The sequence below is a fragment of the Agrobacterium sp. V1 genome, from assembly GCF_030518355.1.
Taxonomy (GTDB): domain Bacteria; phylum Pseudomonadota; class Alphaproteobacteria; order Rhizobiales; family Rhizobiaceae; genus Agrobacterium; species Agrobacterium cucumeris.
The window spans coordinates 856456-872731 of sequence record NZ_JAULSF010000001.1 but is presented as its reverse complement, the minus strand read 5'-3'; the positions used below and the strand labels follow the sequence as shown (position 1 = coordinate 872731).

Here is a 16276-nt window from a genome sequence, read left to right as displayed (position 1 = left end):
CTCTCCTCCCGTTCAGGAGGCCAGATCGCCAGCGTCAGGCAATCGACCTCAGATTTCCCGTTCCAGATTGACCGCCGTTGGAATTTGCCCGCCGGCGGCGCCCTTGTCTTCCGTGACGGTGTTCAGCAGATGATCGGCAATCAGCTCCGCCTGGAATTTACCAAGCTCATAACAATAGGTGATCTCACGCTTTTCAGCCGACCAGTAAACATCGGGACGGCCGCAGGTCCTCGCCGTGAGCTTGACGTCACCCTTCAGACCGTAAGCGCCAAAACTGCGACTGATGAGATCGAGAACCTTCGATTCCCTGATCATGATGGCATAGGGTTCAAGCTCGGGATCGCGTGGCGGCATGTAGCTGACGGTGAATTTGGACCGCGTCTGGCTGCGATGCGGGCTCAGAAAATTCTCCCAGGCCGAAGCGACACGCGGATAGGCGGCAGCGCATTTGTCGAATTCGGCATTGTCCAGACCCATCATGGCGGCCAGATCGCCATAACCATCCTTGTCGCGGCCGACCATCAGGCAGGCCATGTTGCGATCACGGCTTTTGTCGGGAATGAGCGCGGAAAAGACTGGTGCTTCGTGCTCTGGCAAGGTTTCAGCCTCGCGTCCCAGATACCAGCTGTCGGTGGCGTTGACGAGCGCGGTATCGAGCCATTCCTCATTGGCCTGAAGAATGAGCGTGCCCGCCAGCTGGTCCGCCGGGGCCTGCGTACTGCCGGTATCCACCGTTCCGAAATCCGAAATCAGCATGCGCGCGCCTTCGTGATACAGCGAGAAGATGGCGTTGCCGATGACGAAGTTGACCGCCTGCTGCAGCTGGTCGTCGGACAGGCCATCGAGACCGGCGGCAGTCTGTGCCTGGGCCGGGGCCGTCAACGAAACGAAAGCCAGCGGAATGGCGGCCAGAAAACGACGCAACATAAAATCAGACCTTCCGGGAACGAGGAGCGTCACTGATTCCCGATGCAAACGAGTCATGCAATGGGCTGGTTGCATCACCTGGCAAGAATCGGGTGGATAGCACTCTGTTTGAAGATCATAGCTGCAAAGAAGCAACGCCGATCCAAACCAGAAAGAACCCGCCATGACCGATCTCGTCTTTATTGCAATGCCGGCTAAAGAAGCCGAAGCCTTCCGGGCAGGCGCTGCCGACGCCTATGGCAATCCGCCCGAACGGAGCTTTTCTCCCGGAGGCATGCCCTGCCGCCACTGTCTTTCCCAGATTGGTGAAGGCGAAGGCATGCTGATCCTTGCCTACAGGCCGTTTCCGTCGCTGCAGCCCTATGCGGAGACGGGACCTGTGTTTCTGCATGCCGAAGCCTGCGAACGCTATCCGCAAACGGAGACCGTTCCGCCGATGCTCAACAGCCCGGATTATATCGTGCGCGGATATGGCGCCGACAACCGCATCGTTTACGGTACAGGCGCTGTAACGGCGACCAACGAGATCACGTCTCGCGCACGACATCTTCTGGAGCGCACAGACGTTGCTTATGTGCATGTCCGTTCCGCCCGCAACAATTGTTATCAGTGCCGTATCGCCAAAGCATAATCACAGCATTATCTAGAATTTTAACCGAACAACTAAACCGGTCTCAAACTTTTACAGCCTATGGTGCTCCTGTCGGAAACAATTGATTTGAGCAGCAAAATGGCAAACAACCTCAATATGGCGACCCGCACCGCGCCGCGTAGCAAGACCAGGATTTTTGCGACCGTTCATTATTTCAGCCAGTCGACCAGAGCCCGTGTCCTTGATCTCTCGGCCACGGGCATGGCGCTGGAGCTGGACGGACCTTTCGCTGCCGCCAAGGGCAGCCGGGTCAAGGTGCAGAGCGAGGATCTGGGCTTCATCGAAGGCGTTGTGCAATGGCAGCACCAGAACCGCCTTGGCCTGCAGCTGAAGCTTTCCACCAACACGCTGGCGCAGCTCTCGTCCTATTTCCGTTTCTTCCATGAAGAAGTGAAACCGACGCTCGCCCGCTGAGTTGCTTTTCCCCAAAGCCGGAATGGGCTGCCCGGACGAGGCGCCTTTCCCGATGTGGAAGTGTGCGCATCACGCTCCAATGACAAAAAATTTATCAAACGGTTGAAAACAGGCCTATCTGTCACCGGCTTGTCATTTTGGTGATGGACTCCTCGGCGATTGCTTCTACCCTGTCCGCTTCTCAAGACAGAGCAAGCTTCATCCGAAGGAGTTCCCATGTCGCCGCTTCTCGCTCTCCACCCCATTACCCGCCGTTCGCTGCTCGGTGGCATTGCGGCCTCTTCGGCGCTGGTGCTGCTGCACCCCTTCGCCGCCCGTGCGGCCGCCAATCAGGCGCATCTGCGCATCATGGAAACGACTGATATCCACGTTCACGTCTTTCCCTATGATTATTACGCCGACAAGCCGAACGACACGATGGGTCTGGCGCGCACTGCCTCGATCATCGGCGCCATCCGCGCGGAGGCCGGAAACTCGATGCTGGTGGATAATGGCGACTTCCTGCAGGGCAATCCGCTCGGCGACTACATCGCCTATGAGCGCGGCATGAAGGCCGGCGACAAGCACCCCGTGATCAATGCCATGAACGTGCTGGGTTATGATTGCGGCACGCTCGGCAACCACGAGTTCAATTACGGTCTCGACTATATGTCGAACACGCTGGCCGGCGCCGGCTTTCCCTTTGTCTGCGCCAACCTCACCAAGGGTCAGCTGGCGTCTGATCCCAAGCAGGACGATCTGTTCTTCAAGCCCTATATCATTCTTGAAAAACAGATCCGCGACGGCGGCGGCGTCATCAGCCCGGTCAAGGTCGGCATCATCGGTTTCGTGCCACCACAGATCATGATGTGGGATTCCAAGAACCTTGAAGGCAAGGCGCAGACGCGCGACATCGTAGAGGCCGCCAAGGCCTGGGTTCCGGCCATGAAGGAAGAAGGCGCTGATATCGTCATTGCGCTTTCCCATTCCGGCATCGACGGCAAGGGCCAGAGCGACCGCATGGAGAACGCCTCGCTTTATCTGGCGGGCGTTGAAGGCATTGACGCCATCTTCACCGGCCACCAGCATCTCGTTTTCCCCGGTCCGAAGACCTGGGACGGCATTGAGGGCGTGGACGCGGCAAAGGGCACGCTCCTCGGCAAACCGGCGGTGATGGCCGGTTTCTGGGGCTCGCATATGGGCCTCATCGACCTGCTGCTCGAAAAGGACGGCAAGAGCTGGAAGATCGTCGACTTCACCTCCGAAGCACGGCCGATCTACCACCGCGATGAAAACCGCAAGATCGTTGCCGACTTCACGGACAAGCCGGAAGTCATCGCCGCCGCCAAGGCCGATCACGAGGCAGCCCTCGCCTATGTGCGCCGCCCGGTCGGCAAGACCTCTGCGCCGCTTTATTCCTATTTCGCGCTGGTGGCAGACGACCCTTCCGTGCAGATCGTCTCCAACGCCCAGACCTGGTACATCAAGGACATGCTGAAGGAAGGGGAATATAAGGACCTGCCCGTGCTTTCGGCAGCAGCGCCCTTCAAGTCCGGCGGTCGCGGCGGCGCGGATTATTACACCGATGTCCCCGCCGGTGACATCGCCATCAAGAATGTCGCCGACCTCTATCTCTACCCCAATACGGTGCAGGCGGTGCTGATCAATGGCGCGCAGGTGAAGAACTGGCTGGAAATGTCGGCCGGCATGTTCAACACGGTCGAGGCCGGCGCCAAGGATGCTCCGCTGCTGAACGCCGATTTCCCGTCCTATAATTTCGACGTCATCGACGGTGTCACCTATCAGATCGACATTTCCAAGCCGGCGAAGTTCGACAAGGACGGCAAGGCGGTCAATCCCGACAGCAACCGCATCGTCAACCTTCAGTTCAATGGCAAACCCATCGATCCCGAGCAGAAATTCGTGGTGGCCACCAATAATTACCGTGCCGGCGGCGGCGGCAAGTTCCCTGACATCGCTGCCGACAAGGTGATCTTCGTGGCGCCCGACACCAACCGCGACGTGATCGTCCGCTATATCGTCGATCAGGGCACCATCAATCCGTCCGCGGATGCCAACTGGTCCTTCGCGCCGGTGGCCAATACCTCGGCAATCTTCGAGACGGGTCCGAAAGGCCGCCATTACGCCACCGAGATCAAGGGCGCAAAGATCGAAGATGCCGGCGACGGCGCGGAAGGCTTCGCAAAGTTCCGTCTGGTTCTTTGAGGGCTTCGGCCCTCCCGGCGAAACATCGCCGGGAGGGCCGACTTATTCACGACGTCTCCATCAGCTCAACGTCATCCTCGGGCTCGACCCGAGTATCCATCGGCTCCCGTGGGTGTGGATCCTCGGGTCGAGCCCGAGGATGACGTCGAGTGTGATGAAGACTAGTCGCCCCATTGCTGACTATTTCTCAATTACGCCCACCCACAGCGCGCAACAGCAGCGGCAGCTCCATCGGCGGCTTCTGCTCGATGCGTTGGTAATCGCTACCATCGCGGTTGCGGCGGATGAGCTTCAGGCCGACCATGTCGCGACGCAACATCGCGGCATCGCCAAACAGATGCAGATCATTCAGGAAGCTGCTGAATTCCCGTTCGGAAAAACTGCGCCCAGCGGGAATTTTCGCCCATAGGTACCAGAGGCACAGTTCCTGCTGGGAGCGACGGGCAGGCCATTGCACCAGCCTGCCGGCGACATCGAAAATCCGCGCAGTCTTCAGCACCTTGCCCTCATTGGCAGCCGGCATTATCTGCGGCAACAGAGGGCTACTTTCAGCGGATGATGTGCGTGCGGCGCGCAGATGCTGGAAATTGCGGAACCCGGCGGCCCGGCTGAGAAGATTGAGCATCTCCACATGGCTTGGCTGGCGCTCCAGCCTGCCGATCTGTTCGCGAACGGATTTGGCAAAGGTCGAGAGGTCGGCGATATCAATGGAAAGGATCGAACGTGGCATGACTTATCCTCACGTGCCATTCCGAAGAGGTGTCGCTGATCGCCGGCTTCCGACAAGGCACGGGATAAGTGCTGTCAATTATTCGAGATGCAGGTTTAGCTTCCCTTGCGGGACGGCGATGCCTCGGTGAACTGCTGACCGTGGTTTACGTATAGGCAGACCGTTCGTTGCCGTCAATTGGCCCTATCGTGGTGTAACGCGAGGTTGCCGCCCGTTTCTTCTCCCCGTGGGGGAGAAGGTGGCCCGAAGGGTCGGATGAGGGGGCAACGCCAGCGATAGACCGCACCCTTTCCCCTCATGACCCCGCTGCCGCGACCTTCTCCCCGGCGGGGAGAAGAAGCTCGCGGCACCCGCTCGCTCCACATGCAATAGCCAATATCACTCTGCGGCGACAGCAATATTCCTCTGCTTGTTCGCTTCCAGCATCCCACTGAAATCCTTGTGGTTCGGGCAGGCCGACAGGCGCTGCTGGAAAGCCTCGGCGAGCCACTGACCTGCAGGACCTGCGGGTGAATCCACCCGCCGCAATGCAAAGAGCGGATATTCGCCCTGTTCATAGGCTTCGAGTTCAAGAGCCTTCAGGCTGCCATTGGTCAGGTCGTTACGGACGATCGATGCGGGCAGTCCGCCCCAGCCCAGACCACCCTTGATCAGCTGGTATTTCGTGGCGATATCGCTCACCCGCCATGTCTTGTAGGAGAGCACATTAAAATCGCGTCCTTTCGTGAGGCCGGAGGCATCGGTGACGACGAGCTGGACCTCCTCACGCACATCCGCCAGGGTCAGCGGCCGCTCGATCTGCGCCAGCGGATGATCCGCAGCGACGACCGGCAGCATGAAGGAATGGCCGACTTTTTCGACGACGAGTTCATCATCCTGGCGCATCAGCGCCCCGCCGATGCCGATGCCCGCCTTGCGGGAGAGCACCATCTCCATCACCATACCCAGCTCACCGACATTGAGGCTGAGGGTGACGGTGGGGAACTGCTGGCGAAAATCCCGCAGCACCGCGACGACAGCCTCTGCCGGCACCATGGTGCTGATGGCAACAGAAAGCTCCGCCTCAAGCCCCTGCTTCAGCCCCTTGGCACGGGCGCGCATTTCCTGCAGGCCGGCGACAATGCGCCTTGCATCCTCCAGCATGGCACGGCCCTCATCCGTCAGCTTCGGCTGGCGCACGCCGCTGCGCTCGAACAGGGTGACTTCCAGCTGGGCCTCGAGATTGGCGATGGTGTAGCTGACCACCGACTGGGCGCGATTAAGCGCCCGCGACGCGGCGGAGAAACTGCCGGTCTCGGCAACGGTCAAAAATACCTGCAACTGGTCGAGTGTGGGGTTCGCGTCCATGTCCCATCCATTTCATCGATAGATTACTTCCACATTATCACAGTTTTCTTGATGGCCGTAATTTTTCATATAGGGGCGACGAAAGCGCCCGTAGCTGTTTCACGCCCTCCCAAGGCACCCCGTCAAACCCATTGCATGCAAGGAAAAGACCATGTCCAACATTCTTCTCATCACCTCCAGCCCGCGTGGCGACGAATCGGTTTCGAACAAGTTTTCCGGTGAACTCGCGAACAAGCTGAAGGCCAAGTCGGCGGCGAATACCCTTGTCCACCGCGATCTCGCCGCCGATCCCATTCCGCACCTCGACACCGTCAAGACGGCTGCAATCCGCAAGCCGGCCGACCAGCGTACCGCTGAAGAAGCGGTTGCGGCTGACTATTCCGACAAGCTGGTTGCCGAGCTTATGGCTGCCGACACCGTCGTCATCGGCACCGGCCTCATCAACTTCAACATCTATTCCGGCCTGAAGTCGTGGATCGACAACGTCGCCCGCGCCGGCCAGACCTTCCGCTACACCGAAACCGGTCCGGAAGGCCTCGCCAAGGGCAAGAAGGTCTATATCGTGCTTGCTGCTGCCGGCGTTTATTCCGAAGGCCCGGCCGTATCGATGAACCATGCCGTTCCTTACCTGAAGACCGTTCTCGGTTTCATGGGCATGACCGACGTGGAAGTGATCTATGTCGAAGGTCTGGCATTCGGCCCGGAAGCCGTCGAGAAGGCCATTGCCGCCGCCGGCGCCAAGGTTGCCGAACTGGCACAGGCCGCCTGAGGCACACAGAATGGCAGGCTGATGCCGGCAGGATGCCGGTCTCAGCCGACCCACATTCCAAAACGGCCGTGGACCTGGTCCCGGCCGTTATTTTTTGCCGCATACAGTCGGGCATCGGCTTCCGATAAAAGCGCGCGGAAAAGCTGCCCGTCCTCAAAGGCCGTGGCGACGCCAATGCTGACCGTCAGCGGCGAACCGTCAGGGCGGCGCAGATCCGCCAGGATCGCCACCCGCAGCCCCGCGGAAAAGGCAAGTGCCGCCTCATGTGCCATTGCCGGCAGGAGTGCCACGAATTCCTCACCACCGAAGCGGTATAGATGTCCATGCGGCTGCACGCTGCGTTTCAGCACGGCGGCGAAGTCCCGCAAGATCTCGTCGCCCTGCAGGTGGCCGAAAGTATCGTTGACGGTCTTGAAATGATCTATATCGACGATCAGCACGCTGACCGGCCGCTGTTTCTCCAGGCACTCCACGACGACCGAGGGCGCATCGAGTTCCATGCGGGCGCGGTCCGACACACCAGTCAGCATGTCGCGACCCGAGCGGGACAGAAGTTCCTCGTAGCGTTCCCTGAAAGTGAGGTCGTTGAAGACATCGGCAACGCTGCGGCGTGTCAGGAAACGCCCCTTGGTCGATGTCAAACCAAGATAGAGGGCGAACAAGACCGAATAGATGCCAACCGCAGCCATCTTCGCCTTCCAGCCGTCGTAGAAGACATTGACCGGCGCATCGAACAAATATCGCAACGCCCCGTAAAAAGCCGCCTGATCGAAGCTCAAGATGACGACGCCGCAGATGGCGAAGCGCAGCACGATGTGGCGCTGCAAATACCGCCCGAGCTTTTCGTAAAGCAGGATGATGGCGATGGCATCGACATAAAGAATGCTGGTGCCCCAGACCATCAGCACGCCCATCTCATCAAGAAAGCCGGTATCGACCGACTGTCCGGGGACGATCGCCACCGTCTGATGAAACCGGATGATCTGCGCCATTATGACGGTCAATATATTGCCGAGCAGCAGGCCGTAGATCGGCTGGCGCACAACCGCCGCATCCTCACGCATATAAAGCATGAGGATCATCATCAATTTGCCGGCAAAAAGGATGGAGGAACCCGGCGAGGCGACGCCGAAAGGCAGGCCGACATAAAAGACGGCGGCCAGATAGGTTTCCATGAAATGCATGACACCCAGCGCGGTGAGAAAAACACCGATGCCGAGAATATGCCGGTAATGAAGGAATGCCGTCATTACCGAAAAATAGACGATGGCCTCCGTAAGGAAGAGGGCCAGATTTGCCCATTGCATCGGCACACGCCCTATCGATCCACATCACGCCGGTCTATCGGCGCAACTCCATGCCCTTCAAGGACGATAGGCCTAAGCAACCAACGGAATCTTAATTTAGAGAGTAAGAAAACGTCATCATTTTCCTGGGAAAAGCGATGAACCGTTCTGGTCGATGATCAGCTTCGCCTTGCGGATCGTGAACTCCACCGCATCATCCATGCTGCTGAAGACATCGGCGCGCACGAATTCATGCACAAGCACTTCCTCGCCAGCCTTTTTCTCGATGCGGCCAGCCAAGCGGAACTGGCCGCCTTCCTTCAATGGCGTCGCATAGATCAGATAGTCGCCATGCGCATGCGGCTCCACCTGCGCCGTCTTCTGCGGTGCGTCGGACGACTGGCCGGAGCCGAAGGCCGAAAGGATTTTGGAAAAAAACGATGCCATGGTTTTCACTCCCTGATCTATCTCGCGTTTGAAGGGCGGATATGCTCCGCCCTTCCCTGTCGTTCGTCCCCGATCAGATGATCAGGTTCGACAGGATTTCGTTTTCGGTAATATCCTCATAACCAAGGCCTGCGGCCTCGAAGCGCTCCAGAAGCCCTGCAAAGTTCTCCTGCGCATTGGTTTCGATACCGATCAGGATCGAGCCGAAATTGCGGGCCGATTTCTTCAGATATTCGAAGCGGGCGATATCGTCATCCGGGCCGAGCAGATTGAGGAAATCGCGCAGCGCGCCGGGGCGCTGCGGCAGGCGCAGGATGAAATATTTCTTGACGCCGGTGTAACGCATGGCGCGTTCCTTGACATCCGGCAGGCGCTCGAAATCGAAATTGCCGCCGGAAACGACGGCGATGACCGTCTTGCCTTCCAGCCTCTCGCGGCCAAGCTTTTCAAGTGCGGAGATCGCCAGTGCGCCGGCGGGCTCCAGCACCACGCCCTCAAGGTTCAGCATTTCAATGATCGTCACGCAGATGGCATTTTCCGGGATAAGCATGACCTGCTCGGCCGGAAAATCCTTCAACGCCTTGAAATTCAGATCGCCGATGCGGGCGACGGCAGCGCCATCGACAAAATTATCGACCTTGTTCAGCGTCACCGGTTCGCCGCGTTCAAGGCTCTTTTTCAGGCTCGGCGCGCCTTCCGGCTCGCAGAACACGAAGTTCTCCTTACTGACGGTGCCGGCGAGGAAACCCGTGAGGCCGGCCGAAAGCCCGCCGCCGCCAACCGGCATGACGACGATATCCGGCTTCGTGCCTTCCGGAAGCTGGTCCATGATCTCGGCGGCGACCGTCGCCTGACCCTCGATGATATCCTCATGGTCAAACGGCGGTACCATGTAACCGTCATTGTCCTGCACATGCTGACGCGCGGCTGCATAACACTGGTCGAATATATCGCCCACCAGCCGGATTTTGATGAATTCTCCGCCGAAGATGCGGGTTTTTTCGATCTTCTGCTGCGGTGTCGTCACCGGCATGAAAACCACGCCGTGAACGCCGAAATGGCGGCAGGCGAAAGCAAAGCCCTGGGCGTGGTTGCCGGCGGACGCACAGACGAAAACCTTGTCCTTGCCGGCCTTGGCCACCGCCTTGCGGAGAAAGTTGAATGCGCCTCTAATCTTGTAGGAACGGACCGGGGACAGATCTTCACGCTTCAGCCAAATCGACGCGCCATACCGACGGCTGAGATGTTCATTCAACTGCAACGGCGTTTCCGGGAATATTTCCCGCACTTCCCGCCGCGCTGCTTCCACAAGCTGCTTGTCCACGATAGTCAATCCATTGAAATTCATAATGGCACCCGCTATGCCATAGGAAGGCGTCGGAGACAAAGACTCATTTCAGCGCGGCCACGAACTCTGGGTTTCATCTCTTGAACAGCAACCTTCTGCGCTCCGTCATCTATGTAGCGTCCATCTTCGGGCTATACCTTGCAACGGCGATGTTCCTGCCGGCGCTTACCGATCTTTATTACGGCAATGACGACTGGATGGTGTTTGCGCTTTCCGGCTTCATGTGCGGCGGCTTTGCGCTGGCCTGCGCGCTGGCGACCCGCGGACCGATCGCCTCTTTCAACAAACGTTTCGGCTTCCTGCTCGTCAACCTGCTCTGGCTGGTATTTTCGCTGGTGGGGGCCGTGCCGCTTTATCTTTCCAAGCTCGACCTGACGCTCGGTCAGGCGATATTCGAATCCGTCTCCGCCATCACCACCACCGGATCGACCGCGATTTCCGGCCTCGACAATGCGCCGCAGGGCATTCTTCTCTGGCGGTCACTGCTCTGCTGGCTCGGCGGTATCGGTATCGTCGCGCTCGGCCTCTTCATCCTGCCGCTGCTGCGCGTCGGTGGCATGACCTTTTTCCGCATGGAATCCTCCGATACCGGCAATGATCGGCCCTTCGCGCGGCTGGCAAGCTTCACCAAGGCTTTCGTGGCGATCTATATCGTCATGACGATTGCCTGCACGGTTGCCTTCGACTTTGCCGGCATGTCGCATTTCGATGCGCTGAACCATGCCATGTCGACCGTCGCGACCGGTGGTTTTTCCACCCATGACGCCTCCTTCGCCTATTTCGACAATACCGCATTGCTGTGGATCGCCACCATCTTCCTGATCTTCGGCAGCCTGCCCTTTTCTGTCATGATCCTGCTTGCCGTGCGTCGCCGGCTGGAGACGCTGCGCGATCCACAGATCGCCGTCTTCCTCGGTTATCTCTGTGCGATTTCGATTGCGGTCGGCGTTTATCACCACCTTAGAAACGGCGTGCCGCTGGATGAAGCGCTCAGCCATTCCTTCTTTAACATGACCTCGATCCTGTCGACCGGCGGCTTTGCCAGCGACGATTATACGCTCTGGGGTCCCTTCGTTGTCGTCGTCGCCTTTTTCGCCACCTTCATGGGCGGCTGTTCCGGCTCGACGGCGGGCGGCATCAAGGCCTATCGTTTTCTCATCATCTTCAATGTGGCGCGGGCCGGGCTGAAGAAGCTGATCTACCCGAACGCCGTCTATTCTGTGCGATACGGCCAGCAGGTGGTCGATCCGGAAACAATCCGCACCATCTTCCTGTTCATCAGCTGTTTCATCGCCCTGTGGATCGCCGGCAGCCTTGCCATGAGCCTGATGGGTTATGATTTCCTCACCGCCACTTCGGGTGTTGCAACAGCGCTTGCCAATGTCGGCCCCGGCATCGGCCCGATCATTGGGCCTGTCGGCAATTTCTCCACGATCAGCGACCCGGCGCTTTATCTGCTCTCAGTGATGATGCTGCTCGGACGTCTGGAAATCCTCACCGTTCTGGTGCTGCTGATGCCGATTTTCTGGAAGAGCTGAGATCGCTGCATCAGCGCAAATAAAGCGCTTGACCTTCCCACGTTGGAATAGTCCAGGCTCTCCCTGTTAGAATTCCAAACCATGGAGAACAGCCTATGTGCAATGGCCATCAGCACCACCACGAAACCACCACTGCTGCCCCTGTCGGCGCAGATCTTTCCTTTCACGTTGAAGACATGACCTGTGGTCACTGCGCCGGTGTGATCAAGGGCGCGATCGAAAAGACCGTTCCCGGTGCTGCCGTGCATGCCGATCCTGCAAGCCGCACCGTTGTGGTCGGTGGCGTCTCCGATGTCGCGCGTATTGCCGAAATCATCACCGCTGCAGGCTATACGCCGGAAGCACGCGCCTGAACTGAAAAGAGACCGGCGGCGCTTTATCGCAGCTGCCGCCGGATCGCCCTGCCCGCTTCACGCTGACGTAAGTGATACTTCAAAACGTTCGTCACGCTTGCCTCCCCCAGACGGCGGATGCCCTCTCCCTTTTTGATCCAGGGATGACGGTGGAGGTCTTTCAACTTCTGGAAATCGCCTTTTCGCCGCGTATCGGCCATATTGCATCTGACGCTAAGAGCTGCTGTCGCGCACGCTTTGAGGCTGCAAATAAGTCCTGCACGAGTGATGATTGAGCGACGCTGCATCATCGGCATGATGGCGGAAAAAGTACCGCATTCGTATCATAACAAAGGCCCGGCTCTTTCGAGCCGGGCTTCTATTTTTCAGCCATATCCCGCCAACTTACTTCGTCGCCAGATCCTTGGTCATGACGAAATAGTTGAGCGGATGCGGCTTGTAATTTTCGAGCTTGGCGGAATAGGCGTCGAAGACCGTCTCATGGATAAGGAAAACGGAGACGGCTTCGTCGTAAATCTTCTGCGCCGCTTCGCTGTAAATCTCATAACGCTTGGCGGGTTCTGCCGTCGCGTAGGCGGATTTGATCAGCTTGTCGGTCGCCTCATTGCAATAATGCGAGATGTTATAGCTGCCGCCGCAGGTATAATCGGCATTCAGGAAACCGGCGGGTTCGGCAACATCCGTGGCATAACCGCGCGACAGCAGCGCCATATCGAATTTGCCGGCCAGAAGGTCGGGTTCGATCGCGCTGTAATCGGCAACGCGGACATCAACCTTGATGCCGAGTTCCTGCAATTGCGCCTGAATGATCGCCGCGACATCCTTCAGTTCCGTCTTTGCCGTATATGCAAGCAGCGTCACCTTCAGGCTGCCGGGTGCAATGCCCGCTTCCTTCAGCAGATCCTTGGCTTTTTCCACGTCATAGGCAGGCTTGCCCTCTTTTGCAGCCCATGGTTCACCCGCGGCAAAGGGCATGGCGGCACCTTTCACCGCACCTTCATAGATGCTGTCGGCGATGCCACCGGTATCGATGGCGGCCTGGATTGCCTGCCGCACCTTGAGATTGTCGAAAGGCGGCCTGGAATTGTTCAGCAACAGCTCCGTGATGCGGGGCGACGGGATGGGCGCGACCTTGACGCCGTCGGTCGATTCGATGGTCTTGACGGTCCATGGCGGGACAAGGCGCGAAATCTGTGCTTCTCCGGTTCTTGCCTGGGTGGCGCGGGTGTCGGCATCGGGAACAAAATTCACGCGGCCACCCGCAAGTTTCGGCATTCCGCCCCAATAATCATGATTGGCGGTCAGCATCATATGCTGGCTCGGATCGACCTCCGTAATCTTGAAAGGTCCGGTACAGGTTCCCACTGGATCGACCTTGCCGTCCTTATAAGCCGATGGCGCGAGAATGGAGGTTGCGGGGCTCGCCATCTGCGCCGGAAGCAACACCGATGGCTCGATCGTCGTTATCTTCACGGTATCATCGCCGGCCGCTTCGACGGCAGCAATCAGCTTGGGTGAAAAGGCACGGGCCGGAACCGGGGCCTGCAAAAGATTGGTAAGCGCATTAACCGCGGCCTTGGCATCAAGCGTTTCGCCGTTCTGGAACTTGACGCCCTTGCGCAGTTTGAATTCCCATACCTTGGGGCCGGTCTGCGCCCAGGATTCAGCCAGACTCGGCTCCAACTTCATGTCGTAGCCGACACGTATCAGGCTTTCGAAACAACCTGCCCGGGAGCCGAGATAGGCATCGTCGGACGCCATCTGCCAGCCGGTCTTCACCCCGAAATTATCGTCATAGGTAATCGTGCCGGCCTTAGCCGCGTCGGCTCCAAACGCAGTCACGATGGCGCAAGTCGCCAAAAGTGCGTGCTTCATCATAGAATATTCCCCTTTTATTTTTGATGATAACGCTCACAATTCACTTATTTTCATAAAATTCCCGATTAAATTTTCTCAAGTCAGAAGACAAAAGAATATCCAGCGGATACTCGAAGAATATCCATCTGAATACAATTTATTTTACTGCAATATACTCGGAATTTAATTCCGATATTAAACCTCAGACACACGATTCATCTGTTTTTACCAAAGCACAAAACCGCAACTGCTTCATGCTTCAACCCCATTCACGCCAATGGTGGCAACGGGCGAAATGCGCGCCCGCAACGCCCTCCAGAACCGGCTCTTTTTCACTGCAAATCGGCGTCGCATATTTACAGCGGGTGTGAAATTTGCAGCCGCCTGGAGGATTGAGCGGGCTTGGCAAATCGCCGTCCAGCAGCATTTCCGGCGCATAAAGGCCGGTTTCATCCAGCATCGATGAGGCGATGAGCGCCTTGGTGTAGGGATGTTTCGGCGCACGAAAGAGCTCTTCCCGGTCGGCGATTTCAACGATCCGGCCGAGATACATCACCGCGATGCGATCGCAGAGATAACGCACCACGCGCAGGTCGTGGGAAATCATCAGAACCGTCAAACCATGGCGGCGTTTCATGTCCATCAGCAGGTTGAGTATCTGCGTGCGCATGGAAGCATCGAGCGCCGAGGTCGGTTCGTCGCAGACAAGGAAGCTTGGATTGAGGAGAAGCGCGCGCCCGATGACGACGCGCTGCAACTGCCCGCCGGAACACTGGCTCGGATAACGATCAAAAAACGATGCATCGAGACCGACTTCTTCCAGCATTCTGAACACGCGCGCCGTGCGTTCTTCACGGGTGCCGATGCCGTGCTGGGCGAGCGGCGCTTCCATGCTTTGCCCGATGCGCATGCGCGGATCGAGCGCGGAATATGGGTCCTGAAACACCAATTGCACGACCCGGCGCATCCGCCGCAGCGTCTCGCCCTGCATGTGCAATATGTCGTGTTCGCCGATGCTGACCTCGCCTTTGGTCGCGTGGGTCATCCGGGTGATCAGCCCGGCGACAGTACTTTTACCGCATCCGGATTCGCCGACAAGGCCGAGCACTTCCCCTTCGCCGATGGTCAGGGACACATCGTCGACCGATTTCACCACCCGGTGACCGAGGCCGGATATCGGATAATATTTGCAGAGGTTCTTCGCGACCACATAGGGGCGAGTGTCGCTATCGACCGATGGCGGGGTCTGTTTTACAGCTGTCAATTGCATCATACCCTCCTTCAGCAGACCGCGTGGCTGGTATGGTCGCCGGCATGATCCTCACCGACTGCCCAGCACCGCGCCTTGCGCCCTTCCGGCAATGCATTCAGATCCGGTTCCGACGCCATGCACCGGCTGCCCATGCCTTCCGACTTGGCAAGCGCGCAGCGCGGATGAAAGCGGCAACCGCAGGACATGTCATGGGCCTGCGAGCTTGATCCGGGGATCGTCAGCAGCTGTCCCTCGCTGTCGGTGGTCAGAAGCGAGCAGCTGATCAGCGCCTTTGTATAGGGATGTTGCGGCGCCTTGAGGATCGCCTGTGTCGGCCCCTCCTCGACGATGCGGCCGGCATACATCACCGCAATCCTGTCTGCGAAAGCGGCAACCACCGACAGATCATGGGTGATCAACAGGGTGGCGAGCCGACGCTTGCGGCGTTCGTCATCAAGCAGGCGCAATATCTGTGCCTGGACGGTGACATCAAGAGCCGTCGTCGGCTCATCGGCGATCAGCAGTTGCGGATTGCCCGAGAGTGCCGCGGCAATCATGACACGTTGCGCCATGCCGCCGGAAAGCTCATGCGCGAAACATTGCGCCCGCGCCGATGGGTCTGGAATGCCGACATCCGACAGGAGACCGACGACCCGGTTGAGCGCAGCACTCCGGCTCATCTTGCGATGGACCCACAGCGGCTCGGCAACCTGCGTCTTCACCCGGCTGGTCGGATCAAGCATGGCCTGTGGCTGCTGGAACAGCATGCCGATATCGGCGCCACGCAGCGCATCGAGTTCGGACGATGAAAGCGCGAGGATATCGCGCCCGGCAAAGGAAATGCGGCCGGAATTGATTTCCGCGCCCTGCGGCAAAAGCCGCATCAGCGACAGGGCCGTCATGCTCTTGCCGGAACCGGATTCGCCGACGAGCGCGACCACTTCACCGGCATTGACGGAAAGCGTGAGGCCAGAAATGACAAATTTTCGGCCATTTTGCGCCGGCACCGAAACGTGCAGGTCCTCTATTTCCAGAAGCGGTGCGCATTCGGGAGACAGGGCCGTAATGGCATGCGTTTGTCCTTCGATATTCATAAGAGTTCCCCTTATTTTTATTGAATCGGAGGCATTTGCGTATTTTCATGCGGCTTC

15 protein-coding genes are annotated in these 16276 nt (G+C 58.4%); 6 read left to right on the top strand and 9 right to left on the bottom strand.

Annotated features, from left to right (window positions below):
• Positions 1-48 precede the first annotated feature (48 nt).
• The gene (locus QSV77_RS04260; RefSeq protein WP_302732622.1) at positions 49-927 is read right to left on the bottom strand and encodes a DUF4344 domain-containing metallopeptidase; all 879 of its coding nucleotides are present in this window, start codon (positions 925-927) and stop codon (positions 49-51) included.
• Positions 928-1090: 163 nt separating this feature from the next.
• On the opposite strand from QSV77_RS04260, the gene QSV77_RS04255 reads away from it, so the two are divergent.
• The 3 genes from QSV77_RS04255 (at position 1091) to QSV77_RS04245 (ending at position 4198) form a co-directional block, all read left to right on the top strand.
• Positions 1091-1558, top strand: coding sequence for a DUF1203 domain-containing protein (locus tag QSV77_RS04255; protein WP_302732621.1), 468 nt, complete (start codon positions 1091-1093; stop codon positions 1556-1558).
• Between the two features lie 99 nt (positions 1559-1657).
• The gene (locus tag QSV77_RS04250; RefSeq protein WP_046798894.1) at positions 1658-1993 is read left to right on the top strand and encodes a PilZ domain-containing protein; all 336 of its coding nucleotides are present in this window, start codon (positions 1658-1660) and stop codon (positions 1991-1993) included.
• Positions 1994-2209: 216 nt separating this feature from the next.
• Entirely contained in the window at positions 2210-4198 is a 1989-nt protein-coding gene (locus QSV77_RS04245) for a bifunctional 2',3'-cyclic-nucleotide 2'-phosphodiesterase/3'-nucleotidase (RefSeq protein WP_271361049.1), read from the top strand.
• Positions 4199-4385: 187 nt separating this feature from the next.
• Here QSV77_RS04245 and QSV77_RS04240 read toward each other — a convergent pair whose 3' ends face one another.
• A complete protein-coding gene (locus QSV77_RS04240) occupies positions 4386-4928 on the bottom strand; it encodes a DUF2087 domain-containing protein (RefSeq protein WP_302732620.1) in 543 nt (180 codons plus the stop codon).
• A 378-nt stretch (positions 4929-5306) separates the two neighbouring features.
• The gene (locus QSV77_RS04235; RefSeq protein ID WP_142839569.1) at positions 5307-6275 is read right to left on the bottom strand and encodes a LysR family transcriptional regulator; all 969 of its coding nucleotides are present in this window, start codon (positions 6273-6275) and stop codon (positions 5307-5309) included.
• A gap of 151 nt (positions 6276-6426) precedes the next feature.
• Here QSV77_RS04235 and QSV77_RS04230 point away from each other — a divergent pair, with 151 nt between their 5' ends.
• Positions 6427-7044 (top strand): FMN-dependent NADH-azoreductase, encoded by a 618-nt coding sequence (locus QSV77_RS04230; RefSeq protein WP_271361046.1) that lies wholly within the window; start codon positions 6427-6429, stop codon positions 7042-7044.
• A gap of 41 nt (positions 7045-7085) precedes the next feature.
• On the opposite strand, the gene QSV77_RS04225 is transcribed toward QSV77_RS04230, so the two are convergent.
• The 3 genes from QSV77_RS04225 to ilvA form a co-directional block, all read right to left on the bottom strand.
• On the bottom strand, positions 7086-8351 hold the full coding sequence (locus tag QSV77_RS04225; RefSeq protein ID WP_142839567.1) for a diguanylate cyclase: 1266 nt from the start codon (positions 8349-8351) through the stop codon (positions 7086-7088).
• A gap of 117 nt (positions 8352-8468) precedes the next feature.
• Positions 8469-8777 carry an HlyU family transcriptional regulator gene (locus QSV77_RS04220; RefSeq protein ID WP_142839566.1) on the bottom strand — a complete coding sequence of 103 codons (309 nt, stop codon included), beginning with the start codon at positions 8775-8777 and terminating at the stop codon, positions 8469-8471.
• A 73-nt stretch (positions 8778-8850) separates the two neighbouring features.
• Positions 8851-10125 carry a threonine ammonia-lyase gene (gene ilvA, locus QSV77_RS04215; protein WP_142839565.1) on the bottom strand — a complete coding sequence of 425 codons (1275 nt, stop codon included), beginning with the start codon at positions 10123-10125 and terminating at the stop codon, positions 8851-8853.
• Between the two features lie 80 nt (positions 10126-10205).
• On the opposite strand from ilvA, the gene QSV77_RS04210 reads away from it, so the two are divergent.
• Positions 10206-11663, top strand: coding sequence for a TrkH family potassium uptake protein (locus QSV77_RS04210; RefSeq protein ID WP_271361045.1), 1458 nt, complete (start codon positions 10206-10208; stop codon positions 11661-11663).
• A gap of 95 nt (positions 11664-11758) precedes the next feature.
• The gene (locus tag QSV77_RS04205; protein ID WP_269698142.1) at positions 11759-12016 is read left to right on the top strand and encodes a heavy-metal-associated domain-containing protein; all 258 of its coding nucleotides are present in this window, start codon (positions 11759-11761) and stop codon (positions 12014-12016) included.
• Positions 12017-12400: 384 nt separating this feature from the next.
• Here the strand turns inward: QSV77_RS04205 and QSV77_RS04200 are convergent, their stop codons facing one another.
• The 3 genes from QSV77_RS04200 to QSV77_RS04190 all read right to left on the bottom strand — a co-directional run bounded on the left by QSV77_RS04200 (position 12401) and on the right by QSV77_RS04190 (position 16219).
• The gene (locus tag QSV77_RS04200) at positions 12401-13894 is read right to left on the bottom strand and encodes an ABC transporter substrate-binding protein (protein WP_302732619.1); all 1494 of its coding nucleotides are present in this window, start codon (positions 13892-13894) and stop codon (positions 12401-12403) included.
• A 238-nt stretch (positions 13895-14132) separates the two neighbouring features.
• Positions 14133-15143: an ABC transporter ATP-binding protein gene (locus tag QSV77_RS04195; protein ID WP_302732618.1), complete on the bottom strand. Its 1011-nt coding sequence runs from the start codon at positions 15141-15143 to the stop codon at positions 14133-14135.
• Between the two features lie 11 nt (positions 15144-15154).
• The gene (locus QSV77_RS04190) at positions 15155-16219 is read right to left on the bottom strand and encodes an ABC transporter ATP-binding protein (protein ID WP_142839561.1); all 1065 of its coding nucleotides are present in this window, start codon (positions 16217-16219) and stop codon (positions 15155-15157) included.
• Positions 16220-16276: the final 57 nt, after the last annotated feature.

Coding starts and splice junctions, on each gene's coding strand:
- QSV77_RS04260 (WP_302732622.1), bottom strand. CDS start 927: ATGTTGCGTCGTTTTCTGGCCGCCATTCCGCTGGCTTTCGTTTCGTTG.
- QSV77_RS04255 (WP_302732621.1), top strand. CDS start 1,091: ATGACCGATCTCGTCTTTATTGCAATGCCGGCTAAAGAAGCCGAAGCC.
- QSV77_RS04250 (WP_046798894.1), top strand. CDS start 1,658: ATGGCAAACAACCTCAATATGGCGACCCGCACCGCGCCGCGTAGCAAG.
- QSV77_RS04245 (WP_271361049.1), top strand. CDS start 2,210: ATGTCGCCGCTTCTCGCTCTCCACCCCATTACCCGCCGTTCGCTGCTC.
- QSV77_RS04240 (WP_302732620.1), bottom strand. CDS start 4,928: ATGCCACGTTCGATCCTTTCCATTGATATCGCCGACCTCTCGACCTTT.
- QSV77_RS04235 (WP_142839569.1), bottom strand. CDS start 6,275: ATGGACGCGAACCCCACACTCGACCAGTTGCAGGTATTTTTGACCGTT.
- QSV77_RS04230 (WP_271361046.1), top strand. CDS start 6,427: ATGTCCAACATTCTTCTCATCACCTCCAGCCCGCGTGGCGACGAATCG.
- QSV77_RS04225 (WP_142839567.1), bottom strand. CDS start 8,351: ATGCAATGGGCAAATCTGGCCCTCTTCCTTACGGAGGCCATCGTCTAT.
- QSV77_RS04220 (WP_142839566.1), bottom strand. CDS start 8,777: ATGGCATCGTTTTTTTCCAAAATCCTTTCGGCCTTCGGCTCCGGCCAG.
- ilvA (WP_142839565.1), bottom strand. CDS start 10,125: ATGAATTTCAATGGATTGACTATCGTGGACAAGCAGCTTGTGGAAGCA.
- QSV77_RS04205 (WP_269698142.1), top strand. CDS start 11,759: ATGTGCAATGGCCATCAGCACCACCACGAAACCACCACTGCTGCCCCT.
- QSV77_RS04200 (WP_302732619.1), bottom strand. CDS start 13,894: ATGATGAAGCACGCACTTTTGGCGACTTGCGCCATCGTGACTGCGTTT.
- QSV77_RS04195 (WP_302732618.1), bottom strand. CDS start 15,143: ATGCAATTGACAGCTGTAAAACAGACCCCGCCATCGGTCGATAGCGAC.
- QSV77_RS04190 (WP_142839561.1), bottom strand. CDS start 16,219: ATGAATATCGAAGGACAAACGCATGCCATTACGGCCCTGTCTCCCGAA.